This is a genomic window from Pseudomonas sp. GW821-FHT07B01, assembly GCF_059419065.1.
This window is the reverse complement of the sequence record NZ_JBWKRA010000001.1, coordinates 186,115-198,549: the sequence shown is the minus strand read 5'-3', so window position 1 is coordinate 198,549 and position 12,435 is coordinate 186,115. Positions and strand designations below refer to the sequence as shown.

The following is a 12,435-nucleotide window of genomic DNA, read 5'->3' as shown; positions in this document are numbered from 1 at the left end:
TTATGGCAGTCAAGGTCCTGGTGGTGGACGATTCGGGTTTCTTCCGCCGCCGCGTCTCGGAAATTCTTTCCGCTGATCCAACGATCCAGGTGGTCGGCACGGCCACCAACGGCAAAGAGGCGATCGATCAAGCCATTGCCTTGAAGCCGGACGTGATCACCATGGACTACGAGATGCCGATGATGGATGGCATCACGGCCGTGCGCCACATCATGCAACGCTGCCCTACACCGGTATTGATGTTTTCCTCGCTGACTCACGAAGGCGCGCGGGTGACCCTCGACGCTTTGGATGCCGGCGCGGTGGACTTTTTGCCGAAGAATTTCGAAGACATCTCGCGCAACCCTGACAAGGTCAAGCAGATGCTGTGCGAGAAGGTGCACAGCATTTCCCGCAGTAACCGTCGCAGCTTGTTCAGCACGCCCGCGCCAGCTGCCACGCCTGCGCCCGTAGCAGCGGCGCCGACCTCGTCGTTTGCGCGCCCGGCGCCTGCGCCCGTGGCCCGGCCTGCGGTCGCGCCGGTACGTGCCGCCGCAGCGTCGAGTGCGCATTCGCCCGCGCCCAAGCGCAAGGCTTACAAGCTGGTCGCCATCGGCACCTCTACCGGCGGCCCGGTGGCCTTGCAGCGGGTATTGACTCAACTGCCGGCCAACTTCCCGGCGCCGATTGTGCTGGTGCAACACATGCCGGCGGCGTTCACCAAAGCCTTCGCCGAGCGCCTGGACAAGCTGTGCCGTATCACCGTCAAGGAAGCCGAGGATGGCGACGTTCTGCGTCCTGGCCTGGCACTGCTGGCGCCGGGCGGCAAGCAGATGATGGTGGACGGGCGTGGCGCGATCAAAATCCTACCGGGCGATGAGCGCCTGAACTACAAGCCGTGTGTGGACATCACCTTCGGTTCGGCGGCCAAGTCCTATGGCGACAAAGTTCTGGCGGTGGTGCTCACCGGTATGGGCGCCGATGGCCGTGAAGGTGCGCGCCTGCTCAAACAGGGCGGTAGCGCCATCTGGGCCCAGGATGAAGCCAGTTGCGTGATCTATGGCATGCCCATGGCCATCGTCAAGGCTGACCTGGCCGATGCGGTCTACAGCCTGGACGACATCGGCAAGCACCTGGTGGAGGCCTGCCTCTGATGGATGTGTTGAGCCTGATCGGCATCACCATGGCGTTTGTCGCCATCATTGGTGGCAACTACCTGGAAGGCGGCCACCTCGGCGCCTTGGCCAACGGCCCGGCAGCGCTGATCGTGATCGGTGGCACCGTGGGCGCGGCGTTGTTGCAGTCGCCCCTGAGCTCATTCAAGCGTGCCATGCAGATTCTGGTGTGGATCATTTTTCCGCCACGGGTCGACCTGGCAGGCGGTATCGACCGTGTGGTCAATTGGAGCCTCACCGCCCGCAAGGAAGGCCTGCTGGGCCTGGAAGGCGTGGCCGATGCCGAGCCTGACAGCTACGCGCGCAAAGGCCTGCAACTGTTGGTCGATGGCGCCGAACCGGAAGCGATCCGCAGCATCCTCGAAGTGGATTTCTACACCCAGGAAAGCCGTGACATCAATGCGGCCAAAGTCTTTGAAAGCATGGGCGGCTATGCGCCGACCATTGGCATCATCGGCGCGGTGATGGGCCTGATCCACGTGATGGGCAACCTGGCCGACCCTTCGCAACTGGGCAGCGGCATTGCCGTGGCATTTGTCGCGACCATCTACGGCGTGGCCAGTGCCAACCTGGTGTTGCTGCCGGTGGCCAGCAAGCTCAAGTCGATTGCCATGCGCCAGTCGCGTTATCGCGAAATGTTGCTCGAAGGCATCCTGTCGATTGCCGAGGGCGAAAACCCGCGCTCCATCGAATTGAAGCTTCAGGGCTTCATGGATTGATGGGTATGCGCATTGACCTGTGGCCAGTGAGCTTTATGTGGCGAGCGAGCTTGCTCGCGCTGGGCTGCGAAGCAGCCCCAAAACCAGGCACAGCAATCTGTCTGAACAAATGCGTTGCCTGGATGGGGGCCGCTTCGCGCCCCAGCGCGAGCAAGCTCGCTCGCCACAGTAAAGCGGCCAATAGCGGTCAGGGAGGTATTTGCCTGTGAGCCGTCGCCGTCGCGAGCCTGAAGAACACGTCAACCACGAGCGTTGGCTGGTGTCCTACGCGGACTTCATCACCTTGCTGTTCGCGTTTTTTGTGGTGATGTACTCGATCTCGTCGATCAACGAAGGCAAGTACAAGATCATTTCCCAGGCGCTGGTGGGCGTGTTCAACGATGCCGAGCGGTCGCTCAAGCCGATCCCTATCGGCGAAGAGCGGCCCAAGACCGTGACCCCGGCCAAGCCCCTGGTCAATGACAGTGATGAAACCGCCGCCGGCATCCAAGGCACCAGCGACCCGCTCAAAAGCATCGCCGACGATATCAGTGCCGCCTTTGGCGACCTGATCAGCTCCAACCAGATGACCGTGCGCGGCAATGAGTTGTGGGTGGAGATCGAGCTGAACTCCAGTCTGTTGTTCGCCAGTGCCGATGCGTTGCCCAGTGACCAGGCGTTCACGATCATCGACAAGGTGGCGGCGATCCTCAAACCGTTTGAAAACCCTATCCACGTGGAAGGCTTCACCGACAATTTCCCCATCAGCACTGCGCAGTACCCGACCAACTGGGAACTGTCCTCGGCCCGCGCATCGAGCATCGTGCGCATGTTGGCCATGCAGGGCGTGAACCCCCAGCGCCTGGCGTCGGTGGGCTATGGTGAATTCCAGCCGGTGGCCAATAACGCCACGGTCGAAGGCCGTGCCCGTAACCGCCGGGTGGTGCTGGTGGTCTCGCGCAACCTGGATGTGCGTCGCAGCCTGACCGGTACCGGTACCGCCAATGCCACCCCGGATGCGGCGTTGAAGCGTGCTGGCACACAAACTGCACCGCCCGTTGTCAAACCGCCGGTCCGACCGAGTAACGTCAATTCTCCGTCGCTGGCTCAATAACCGTATGCAATGTCTCGGTCGCGCCTGTGCCCGCCGGGAGGAACCAACCGAATGAGAGTCTGGGCAGTTGCCAATCAAAAGGGTGGGGTCGGCAAGACCACCACTTCCATCGCCTTGGCCGGCTTGCTGGCCGAAGCGGGCAAGCGTGTGGTCGTGGTCGACCTGGACCCCCATGGTTCCATGACCAGCTATTTCGGCTACGACCCGGATGCGCTGGAACACAGCTGCTATGACTTGTTTTTGCACAAGGGCAGCGTGCCGGCGGATCTGCCTGGGCAACTGCTGTTGCCCACCAGCAACGAAAGTATTTCCCTGCTGCCGTCGAGCACCGCCCTGGCCACGCTGGAGCGCCAGTCGCCAGGCCAGAGCGGCCTGGGCCTGGTGATCGCCAAGACCCTGGCGCAGCTGTGGCAGGACTTCGATTACGCGATCATTGACAGCCCGCCGTTGCTCGGCGTGCTGATGGTCAACGCGTTGGCGGCCAGCCAGCAATTGGTGATCCCGGTGCAGACCGAGCACCTGGCGGTCAAGGGCCTGGAGCGTATGGTCAGCACCCTGGCGATGATCAACCGTTCGCGCAAGCAGGCGCTGCCGTTCAGCATCGTGCCGACCTTGTTCGACCGTCGCACCCAGGCGTCCCTCGGCACCTTGCGCGTATTGCGCGATGCCTACCCGGACACTATCTGGAACGGTTACATCCCGGTGGACACGCGCCTGCGTGACGCCAGCCGTGCCGGGCTCACACCGTCGCAGTTCGACGGCAAGAGCCGTGGCGTGCTGGCCTACCGTGCGTTGCTCAAGCACCTGCTGTCGCAACAACTTGTGGCGCAGGTGGCGTGATGAACCGTCCTGTCGAATTCAAGACCCGCCCGCAACTGGCACTGGAATCCTACCTGGATGCCTTGCTGCAGGATGCGACGGCTGAGGAACTGCCAGAACCGATTCTGGTACTTGAGCCTGCTGTCGAACCCGAAAGCCCGCTGGATGAATTCCAGCAGGCGGTGATGGAAGAGCAGGCACGGGATGCGCAGGGGGTGGAGGCGCCCGTGGTGGTGCCGAGCGCCCCGGCAGTGGTGGCGCCCCCGGTGGTTGAACCGCTGGTGGACGTGCACTTGCCGCCCAGCATCACGCCGCCACCGGTGACGGGCGACGGTCGCCCCTCGTGGGCTGCCGAGCCGTTCGAGTGCCTGCTGTTCGACGTCGCCGGGTTGACCCTGGCGGTGCCGCTGGTGTGCCTGGGCTCGATCTATTCCCTGGAAGGCCAGGAGCTGACGCCGCTGTTCGGGCAGCCGGAGTGGTTCCTCGGCATCCTGCCCAGCCAGGCCGGCAACCTCAAGGTGCTGGATACGGCGCGCTGGGTGATGCCCGACCGCTACCGCGATGATTTTCGCCAGGGCCTGCAATACGTGATCTCGGTGCAGGGCTACGAGTGGGGGCTGGCGGTGCATCAAGTCAGCCGCTCGTTGCGCCTGGACCCCAATGAAATCAAATGGCGCAGCCACCGCGGCCAGCGGCCGTGGCTGGCGGGCACGGTGATTGAACACATGTGCGCGTTGCTGGATGTCGCCGAACTGGCCGAGTTGATCGCCAGCGGTGCGGTGAAGGCAATGCCACAGAACAAACGCAGTTGATTGAACAATAAGGGCCGTGCGGTTGCGCGGCCTACGTGCACACACGCCGTCGATAGCGGCATTTGAAGGGGTCAGATGAATGAACAAGTCAGCGTCCGCACAAGGTTTGGATGATCCGATCCTGCAATGGGTGACCTTCAAGCTGGACAACGAAACATACGGCATTAACGTGATGCGCGTGCAGGAAGTGCTGCGCTACACCGAGATCGCCCCGGTTCCAGGCGCGCCAAGCTACGTGCTGGGCATCATCAACCTGCGCGGCAATGTGGTGACGGTGATCGACACCCGCCAGCGGTTCGGCCTGGACACGGTTGAAGTCAGCGACAACACCCGTATCGTGATCATCGAGGCCGACAAGCAAGTGGTCGGCATCCTGGTCGACAGCGTGGCCGAGGTGGTTTACCTGCGCCAATCGGAAGTGGAAACCGCACCGAACGTCGGTAACGAAGAGTCGGCCAAGTTCATCCAGGGCGTGTGCAACAAGAACGGCGAACTGCTGATTCTGGTTGAGCTGGACAAGATGATGAGCGAAGAAGAGTGGTCGGAACTGGAGAGCATCTGATTGTTCCTTGAGGCAGCGGTGATTGTCCTGGCCCTGTTGTGGGCCGGGACCTTGGCGTTTGTGCTGCGCTATGTGCGCCAGCAGCGGGAGTTGGCCTTGCAACAGGCCGAGCGCGATGCGGTGCGTGACCGGCGCATTCTGGAACTGGTCAAGCGCGTTGATCATTACCAGCAAAGTGCGGTGCGGGTGGGGGATGAGGTGCATGAACTGCGTGCGATTCTTGCGCCGTTGCCGGACAGGTTGGTGCAATTGGAGCAGCGTGATCCGTCGAACCTGTCGTTTGCCCAGGCGGCCAAGCTGGTTGGCATGGGGGCGACGGTGGATGAGTTGACCCAGTCGTGCGGGCTGACCCAGGCTGAGGCGCAGTTGATGAGCAAGTTGCACAAGGGCTGATTCCTCGATAGCGGCCTGGCAGCCGACGCTTCTCTACCTTGCGCCCAACGATCCAACTGTGGGAGCTGGCTTGCCTGCGATGACGGCCTGCCAGCCGACATCTATCTGCCTGACAGCCCACATTTTGATCTGCATACCTCAATCAATTTTCTCCAGCCACAGACTTTTCCTGTTCCCCAAAGGTCAACATCCTTCAAGCACCTTGACCCAGGAGATTCTCCCAAATGACCGCCCCCAAAGCCCTGTTGATCCTCCACGGCAAACAAGCCCTCAATGAGGATGTGCGCGCTGCCGTGCTGGCCCGGCGTGAGCAGGGTGGGGAGCTGGCCGTGCGGGTGACCTGGGAGGGCGGCGATGCCCGGCGACTGGTCAATGAAGCGCTGGCTGAGGGGTACACCCATATCATTGCCGGCGGTGGCGACGGCACCTTGCGCGATGTGGCCGAAGCCATGGCCCATGCCAACACCGACGCCAGCCTGGTGCTGATGCCCCTGGGTACCGCCAATGATTTCGCCAAGGCCGCCGGCGTGCCGTTGGAGCCGGCTGGCGCCCTGGCTTTGCTGGACGTGCCGTCCAAGGCGATTGACCTGGGCCAGGTCGGTGGGCAAATCTTCCTGAACATGGCCACCGGTGGTTTTGGCAGCCAGGTCACGGCCAACACGTCCGAAGACCTGAAGAAGGTCCTGGGCGGTGCCGCGTACCTGTTTACCGGTTTAACCCGCTTCAGTGAATTGAAAGCCGCCTACGGTGAATTGGAAGGCCCGGATTTCCATTGGAAAGGCGAGTTGCTCGCGCTGGGGATCGGTAACGGTCGCCAGGCCGGTGGCGGGCATGTGCTGTGCCCCGGTGCATTGGCTGATGACGGGCTGTTGGATGTCAGCATCCTGCCGGCGCCCCAGGAAGTGGTGGGCACGTTGCGTGAGTTGATGAATAACGGCTGGGGCCTGGACACCATGTTCGTGCGCGCACGCTTGCCGTGGGTGAAGATCAAGGTCGCACAAGGCTTGTACATCAACCTCGACGGCGAGCCGCTGGAAGGCGACGACCTGCACTTCGAGGCGCTGCCCAAGGCCCTGCGCGTGCACCTGCCGCTGGGTTCGCCGTTAGTCGTCCAGGCTGATGATCTGCTCACGCACGGCAAATAACACCAGGCCCGCCACGTCAAAAATCTGCAAGCGCTTCATGATCTGCGAGCGGTGGGCTTCGACGGTCTTGATGCTCAGGCCCAGGCCGTGGGCAATTTCCCGGGTGGATTTGCCGCGCACGATCAAGCGCAGGATTTCCAGTTGCCGCGCCGTCAGGCTGTGGCTGTGGGCGACAGGCGCACTGGGGGCCTGGCTACGGATCAGCGCCTGGTTGATCACTGTGTGGGCGATGGCGGGGCTCAGGTAGCGTTCGTTGTTACGCAGGGCCAGCAGGGCATGTTCCAGCTCGTTGGCGGTGGTGTCCTTGAGCAGGTAGCCGTGGGCGCCAGACTCAAGGGCGCGCATGATCATCTCGGGATCGGTGTGCATCGACAGGATCAGCACTTTGCACTTGGGGTAGGCGCGCTTGAGTTGCTGCAAGGCATCCAGGCCCCCGGTGTGTTTCATCGACAGGTCCAGCAGCACAATGTCGGGCTGCAGGGCGCAGAATTTCTCAAGCAGTTGCGCGCCATCGCTGGCCTCGCCAACGACGGCGTAGCCGGGGATATCCAGGATCAGCGCGCGCACGCCGGCGCGGATCAAGGCATGGTCATCGACCAGGAGCAGATTGCAGGTCACCGGAGAACCTTATGGGCACTGGCCCGTTCGAGGGCGCGGGGGGCCCAGGGGAAAAGTGCGTGGATGCGTGTGCCGTTGCCCGGCTGGCTGCTGACGGACACGGTGCCGCCCAACTGGTGGGCCCGTTCGCACATGCCGGCCATGCCCCGTTGGCCTTCCTTGCCGGGGTCGGCGGCAGGTGCGAAGCCCTGGCCGTCATCGCATATCGTCAGGGACAGCCCTTCCGGCAAGCGTTGCAGGCGCACCAGCAGGTTGTGTGCCTTCGCATGGCGCAGCATGTTGGTGACCGCTTCCTGAGTGACGCGAAAGGCCGCCACGGCCATTTCTTCGGGGATGCCGGTGAGCCGTTGCTGGCACTCCAGGCTCCAGCACACCTGGGTGTTTTCCAGGGTCTTGAGCAGGTGCGCGCGCAGGCTGGCTTCCAGCCCCAGGCTTGCCAGTTGGCGAGGGTTGAGAATGGCGGACACGTCGCGCACCTTGGCCAGGGTTTCATTGAGCGTGTTGCAGAGCACCGAGCAATGAATTTGCAGGTCTTGGGGCAGTCGACGCTGCAACCATTCGCTTTGCAACTTGGCGGCGGTCAGCAATTGGCCGATGTCATCGTGCAGCTCGCGGCTGAGGCGGTGGCGTTCGTTTTCCTGGACTTGCAGCAGGCGGTCGGCCAGTTCCTGGGGCTGGAACTTGATGGCTTTGCGCGAGCGCCACTGGTGCAGGGCGACCACTGCCAGCGTAACCAGGTTGAGCAACACAATCACTAACGGCAGCGGTGTGCCTTGCAGGTAAACCCACAGGCTGACCAGCAGTGAGCACAGGCACAGGGCAAGGATGAGGGGGCGCGCATGGCGGCGGGACACGAACCTTGCGATGAGTGACTTGAGGCTGGCGTACATAGCGGATGGAGCCAATGAGGGTTCACTGCGCGAAGACCGGTCACGGCGGTTGACTAGGCTCTGTCGAGAGTGCGGTGCCGGTTCGTGGTTATCCATAATGAAGTTGCTTCATTTCGAGCGAGGCATGGTACCACCACTATTACCGTTGGTCGCCTGGCATATTCCTCGGTCGATATATTAACCACATCAATGCCCTGACCGTCAGGACAGCGCTCTTGAGTTGTATTAGTTAGACTGATTTGTACAATTTTCAAGGTGCTGGCTAATTGATATTTCTTCAGCCTCTAGAAGTGTTTCATCTTTGCCTTAAACGGTCGCTTTTAGATAACAGGGGTATTAAATACGACCTTTCCGGGCTTTAAGACCTCTGCTGTAGACGCTGGTCATGGCTGTAGTCTTTTTGCGGAATCTGCGAGGTCACCGTGGCAATCAGCGAAGTTTGCTCACTGTCATCCAGGCCCAGTTCCCCGGTACGGATGTCAATCAGCTCCAGTTGCCAAGCCAGTAACCTCAGGCAGTCGTGCAACGCATCCAGGGCTTGGTCATGCAGTTGCACCGGGCTCACGGCATTGGCGATCAGGTATTGAATATGCCGGGAGAACTCGCTGATCGCCTGCAAGGCCAGGCCATCGGCTTTTTCTGCCAGTTTGGCCAGGCTGGTTTTCATGCAGTCGATGGCGTCGCTGTCATTGCGGATCAAATGCAGGTGGTTCAGGCATTCCTCGGACTTGGCCAGCAGCATTTCGGCTTCCAGCAAAAACTCGGGAAGCGCGGTTTGCCATTCGTTCGCGCTATTCATCATGCAAGTCTCCACAACTTAAGGTCGGGTGATGAGATGTCGCACCGGGTGAATGGCTTAAAACTAGCGCTGAAATACGACTGGGGCGTGTAGGTTGCTTCCGATAATTCAGTAGGACGTTTATTGAAAAACTCACGAATGCCGCCTTTAGCCGCTGTTAGGCGGGATGACGCAACTTCAGTTGCCGATACGTGAGTGCCTGAAAGGCCCGTAGACCAAGGGCTTGGGTGGGCAAACAAAAGCCTGACTCCATTCATGCAATGAGAATGGCGTCACATTAATGGCTATTAGATATCGCGAATATCAGGTTGGGCCTGATTGCGTATAGGGGAATCCCCTATGTGGTGGAACTGCACGTCAATTGGGCTGTCGCGCAAGGCGGCTTGAAAGAGCATCAAGGGCCCAAGCAGTAAAGCATGATGTCAGTGTGACATCAATGGATTTACATGGCATTTTATTGGGGTCAAGGTCCGGCGCTTGCCGCCGATAACCTGCTTATACAGCTGCATACCCTTTCACGCGCCTGCGGCGTGTACACCAGGAGCTTTTAATGGCCGGCATTCTCGACACGGTAGATCAACGCACGCAATTGGTGGGTGAGAATCGCCTGGAAATTCTCATGTTCCGCCTCTTCGGACGGCAGTTGTTCGCGATCAACGTGTTCAAAGTGCAGGAAGTGCTGCAGTTGCCCAAGCTGACCCTGATGCCCCAGCGCCACCCGTTCGTGTGTGGGGTGGTCAACCTGCGTGGCCAGACCCTGCCGGTGATCGACCTGTCCCAGGCCATCGGTATGCGTCCTTTGGTGCCGGGCCCCAACAGCACCATTATCGTCACCGAATATAATCGCTCGGTGCAGGCGTTCCTGGTGGGCGGTGTCGACCGCATCGTCAACATGAACTGGGAAGCCATCCTGCCGCCGCCGACCAGCGCCGGTCGCCAGCACTACCTCACCGCCATCAGCAAGGTCGATGAGCAACTGGTGGAAATCATCGACGTGGAAAAAGTCCTCGCCGAGATCGTGCCCTACAACGCCAAGGTCTCCCGGGACAAACTTGAAGACCCGGTGCTGGAGCGTGCCCGTGGCCGCGAAGTGCTGCTGGTGGATGATTCCAACGTGGCGTTGTCGCAGTTGCGTGACACCCTGGGCCAGTTGGGCGTGAAGATGCACGTCGCCAGCGACGGTCTCAAGGCACTGAACATGCTCAAGGCTTGGGCCGACAGCGGCCAGGTGATGACCGACAAACTGCTGATGATCTTTACCGACGCCGAAATGCCCGAGATGGATGGCTACCGCCTCACCACCGAGATCCGCAACGACCCACGCCTGCGCGGTCTGTACGTGGTGATGCACACCTCGCTGTCGGGCAGCTTCAATGATTCGATGGTCAAGAAGGTCGGCTGCGACAATTTCCTCTCCAAATTCCAGCCGGACAAGCTGGTGGACGTGGTGCGCCAGCGACTGATGTTGGACGAAATGCCCGCCTGACTTTAGGATGACACTTTGTTTCCTAGGAAGGCAGGCCCATGCTGCGTCTCAGCGCGTTGTACCGTTACCCCTTGAAGTCCGGCAAGGCCGAAACTTTGCAGCAGATTGGGCTGGATAAACTCGGGTTGGACGGGGATCGACGCTGGATGCTGGTGGATGAAGCCAGCGGGCGGTTCCTGACGCAGCGGGCCGTGGCGAAGATGAGCCAGCTCTCGGCGTTATGGAACAGCAGCGGGGGCCTGACCCTGAGCTCGCCGGGCTACGCGCCGCTGGATGTGGCATTGCCGGGCAGCGCCAGCGAACTGCGCGGTGTGACCATTTGGCGTGACACTCTGCGCGTGCCGGATGCTGGCGATGAGGCCGCCGCCTGGGTCAGCGCGTTCATTGGCAAGCCGACGCGCCTGGTGCAACTGCCCCTGGAACGTGCGCGCACCACCGAAGCCGGTTATGGCAAGGATGACGACAAGGTCGGCTTCGCTGACGGCTATCCGTTGCTGTTGATCGGCCAGGGCTCCCTCGACGATTTGTGTGAAAAGATCGGCCGCCCGATGCAGATGCTGCGTTTTCGTCCCAACCTGGTCATCGAGGGCGGCGAGGCTTTCGCCGAAGACGGCTGGAAGCGCTTACGCATCGGCGACGTGGAGTTTCGGGTGGTCAAGCCGTGCTCGCGGTGCATCCTCACTACCGTCGACCCCCAGACCGGTGAGCGCAGCCCCGACCGCGAGCCTTTCGCGACGCTGGAAACCTACCGCAAGACCGAAAAGGGCGCGATGTTCGGCCAGAACCTGGTCAACGATGGCATCGGGCGCCTGGAAGTCGGCATGCCGGTAACGGTGCTGGAATAAAAAAGCCCGTCTCGTGGGAGACGGGCTTTTTGTGTGCCGGGTACCGCTTAGCCGCGGTATTCACACAGGTAGGCGGTGTCCACCGCAACCTTCAACTGGAACTTGCTGTTGGCCGGTACGTTGAACTGGCTGCCGGCGGCGAAGGTTTCCCAGTCGCTGCTGTCGGGCAGCTTCACAGTCAGGGCGCCGGAGACAACGTGCATGATTTCACGTTGGGCGGTGCCGAATTCGTATTCACCCGGAGCCATCACGCCGATGGTCGCCGGCCCTTCTGCGGTGCCGAAAGCGATCGACTTGACGGTGCCGTCGAAGTACTCGTTGACTTTGAACATGGGTGAATCCTCGGAAAAGATGGATGCTTACGCTCATCACTGCAGGCGCGGGCTTCTGTGGCGAGGGAGCTTGCTCCCGTTGACTGCGTAGCAGTCCCCGTTTTTTGGGGGCGCTTCGCACCCCAGCGCAAGCAAGCTTGCTCGCCACAGGATTTCGTTGGTGCAGGTGGGTAGCAACAAAGGAAAATGGCTGGCCAGTATGCCCAAGGCTGTGGACGCTGCCTAGACCGGCAATATCAGTGGCAGCAGGCGCGCGGTGTTGCGTGCATCCTCCAGTGCGCGATGCTGCTGGCCATTGAACTGCATTCCTGCCAATTGCAGCGCACCATTGAGCCCCAGCGGCTTGTCCAGGCGCCGGGCCTTGGCAAAGCGTTGCTTGAGGTTCACATGCGGGGTGTCGCCCAAGGCGCTGGCGAGGCCATGGCGCTGCCACTCCAGCTCAAGCTGCACGCGATCATAGTCACCCCAACTGGCCCAGCCTTCCAGGCGTGGCTGATGTTGGCCCAGCCAGCGCTCGAACAGCGGCCACACCTCGGTGATCGGCGCGGCCATGTCGATATTGGCCTGGGTGATATGGGTGAGTTTGCGGCAAAAGGGCGTCAGCAATGGCCGGCGCAAGGGCCGCACAAAGCGCTGGAAGTGGTCCAGTTCGCGGCCCTGGCGGTTGACCAGGCTGGCACCGATCTCGATGACTTCCATCTCCGTCACGGGCCAGCCGCCGTCATCCGTTGTGGCTTCAAGGTCAATAATCAGCCAATGAGGCATGTG

15 protein-coding genes are annotated in these 12,435 nt (G+C 61.2%); 10 read left to right on the top strand and 5 right to left on the bottom strand.

The window, feature by feature from the left end:
- Positions 1 to 2 precede the first annotated feature (2 nt).
- From AC07S6_RS00925 to yegS, 8 genes are all read left to right on the top strand, one after another.
- Positions 3 to 1,133 carry a protein-glutamate methylesterase/protein-glutamine glutaminase gene (locus AC07S6_RS00925; RefSeq protein WP_495111515.1) on the top strand — a complete coding sequence of 377 codons (1,131 nt, stop codon included), beginning with the start codon at positions 3 to 5 and terminating at the stop codon, positions 1,131 to 1,133.
- Positions 1,133 to 1,873, top strand: a complete 741-nt coding sequence (locus tag AC07S6_RS00920; RefSeq protein ID WP_003192902.1) for a flagellar motor protein — start codon at positions 1,133 to 1,135, stop codon at positions 1,871 to 1,873. Before AC07S6_RS00925 ends, AC07S6_RS00920 begins: the two co-directional genes overlap by 1 nt.
- A gap of 205 nt (positions 1,874 to 2,078) precedes the next feature.
- Positions 2,079 to 2,966: a flagellar motor protein MotD gene (gene motD / locus AC07S6_RS00915; RefSeq protein WP_014719333.1), complete on the top strand. Its 888-nt coding sequence runs from the start codon at positions 2,079 to 2,081 to the stop codon at positions 2,964 to 2,966.
- A gap of 51 nt (positions 2,967 to 3,017) precedes the next feature.
- Positions 3,018 to 3,806 carry a ParA family protein gene (locus AC07S6_RS00910; protein WP_014719332.1) on the top strand — a complete coding sequence of 263 codons (789 nt, stop codon included), beginning with the start codon at positions 3,018 to 3,020 and terminating at the stop codon, positions 3,804 to 3,806.
- Positions 3,806 to 4,597 carry a CheW domain-containing protein gene (locus AC07S6_RS00905; RefSeq protein WP_032902451.1) on the top strand — a complete coding sequence of 264 codons (792 nt, stop codon included), beginning with the start codon at positions 3,806 to 3,808 and terminating at the stop codon, positions 4,595 to 4,597. The genes AC07S6_RS00910 and AC07S6_RS00905 overlap by 1 nt, the downstream gene beginning before the upstream one ends.
- 79 nt (positions 4,598 to 4,676) lie before the next feature.
- Entirely contained in the window at positions 4,677 to 5,159 is a 483-nt protein-coding gene (locus AC07S6_RS00900) for a chemotaxis protein CheW (protein WP_003192896.1), read from the top strand.
- Positions 5,160 to 5,552 (top strand): DUF2802 domain-containing protein, encoded by a 393-nt coding sequence (locus tag AC07S6_RS00895; protein ID WP_014719330.1) that lies wholly within the window; start codon positions 5,160 to 5,162, stop codon positions 5,550 to 5,552.
- Positions 5,553 to 5,776: 224 nt separating this feature from the next.
- Complete coding sequence (gene yegS, locus AC07S6_RS00890; protein WP_495111514.1) at positions 5,777 to 6,697, top strand: lipid kinase YegS; 921 nt, start codon at positions 5,777 to 5,779, stop codon at positions 6,695 to 6,697.
- Here yegS and AC07S6_RS00885 read toward each other — a convergent pair.
- The 3 genes from AC07S6_RS00885 to AC07S6_RS00875 form a co-directional block, all read right to left on the bottom strand.
- Positions 6,656 to 7,315 (bottom strand): response regulator transcription factor, encoded by a 660-nt coding sequence (locus AC07S6_RS00885; RefSeq protein ID WP_054920408.1) that lies wholly within the window; start codon positions 7,313 to 7,315, stop codon positions 6,656 to 6,658. The genes yegS and AC07S6_RS00885 overlap by 42 nt on opposite strands.
- On the bottom strand, positions 7,312 to 8,205 hold the full coding sequence (locus tag AC07S6_RS00880) for a sensor histidine kinase (protein ID WP_495111597.1): 894 nt from the start codon (positions 8,203 to 8,205) through the stop codon (positions 7,312 to 7,314). Before AC07S6_RS00880 ends, AC07S6_RS00885 begins: the two co-directional genes overlap by 4 nt.
- Positions 8,206 to 8,563: 358 nt before the next feature.
- Positions 8,564 to 9,007: a hypothetical protein gene (locus tag AC07S6_RS00875; protein WP_217536079.1), complete on the bottom strand. Its 444-nt coding sequence runs from the start codon at positions 9,005 to 9,007 to the stop codon at positions 8,564 to 8,566.
- Positions 9,008 to 9,554: 547 nt separating this feature from the next.
- Here AC07S6_RS00875 and AC07S6_RS00870 point away from each other — a divergent pair.
- Both AC07S6_RS00870 and AC07S6_RS00865 read left to right on the top strand, forming a co-directional pair.
- Entirely contained in the window at positions 9,555 to 10,490 is a 936-nt protein-coding gene (locus tag AC07S6_RS00870; protein WP_034126805.1) for a chemotaxis protein CheV, read from the top strand.
- Between the two features lie 38 nt (positions 10,491 to 10,528).
- On the top strand, positions 10,529 to 11,335 hold the full coding sequence (locus tag AC07S6_RS00865; protein ID WP_495111513.1) for an MOSC domain-containing protein: 807 nt from the start codon (positions 10,529 to 10,531) through the stop codon (positions 11,333 to 11,335).
- 47 nt (positions 11,336 to 11,382) lie between these two features.
- Here the strand turns inward: AC07S6_RS00865 and ppnP are convergent, their stop codons facing one another.
- Both ppnP and AC07S6_RS00855 read right to left on the bottom strand, forming a co-directional pair.
- Positions 11,383 to 11,667 (bottom strand): pyrimidine/purine nucleoside phosphorylase, encoded by a 285-nt coding sequence (gene ppnP, locus AC07S6_RS00860; protein WP_003226701.1) that lies wholly within the window; start codon positions 11,665 to 11,667, stop codon positions 11,383 to 11,385.
- Positions 11,668 to 11,889: 222 nt separating this feature from the next.
- Positions 11,890 to 12,432: a 3'-5' exonuclease gene (locus AC07S6_RS00855; RefSeq protein WP_019818536.1), complete on the bottom strand. Its 543-nt coding sequence runs from the start codon at positions 12,430 to 12,432 to the stop codon at positions 11,890 to 11,892.
- Positions 12,433 to 12,435 lie beyond the last annotated feature (3 nt).